The sequence below is a fragment of the Neobacillus mesonae genome (genome assembly GCF_023715155.1).
Lineage (GTDB): Bacteria > Bacillota > Bacilli > Bacillales > Cytobacillaceae > Neobacillus > Neobacillus mesonae_A.
Map to the genome: position 1 here is coordinate 1 of NZ_JAMBNQ010000108.1, position 463 is coordinate 463.

A 463-nucleotide genomic window follows, 5' to 3' on the forward strand; every position below is an offset into this window, starting at 1 on the left:
CTTCGGCAAGGAGAGTGCATGATGCAATGGGAAACTGTGATCGGGCTGGAGGTTCATGTCCAGCTCGCCACCCAGTCGAAGATCTTCTCCGGCGCATCCACCGCCTTCGGTGCCGAGCCCAACACCCAGGCCTGCGCCGTCGACCTGGGCCTGCCCGGGGGGTGCTGCCGGTGCTCAACGAGGCCGCCGTGGCCATGGCCGTGCGCTTCGGCCTGGGCATTAATGCCGAGATCCCCGAGACCTCGATCTTCGACCGCAAGAACTACTTCTACCCCGATCTGCCCAAGGGCTATCAGACCAGCCAGATGTATCATCCCATCGTCGGGCCGGGCGAGGTCGAGATCACCCTCGACGATGGCACCACCAAGCGCATTCGCGTGCATCATGCCCACCTCGAGGAGGACGCCGGCAAGTCGCTGCACGAGGACTACCACGGCATGACCGGCATCGATCTCAATCGCGC

Annotated in this window: 2 pseudogenes; both read left to right on the forward strand. The window is 63.9% G+C overall.

Annotation, left to right across the window (positions count from 1 at the left end):
* Positions 1 to 21: 21 nt before the first annotated feature.
* Positions 22 to 99: pseudogene (locus tag M3183_RS27640) on the forward strand (hypothetical protein); the annotation flags it as partial.
* A 71-nt stretch (positions 100 to 170) separates the two neighbouring features.
* Positions 171 to 463, forward strand: a pseudogene (locus M3183_RS26730) (Asp-tRNA(Asn)/Glu-tRNA(Gln) amidotransferase subunit GatB); the annotation flags it as partial.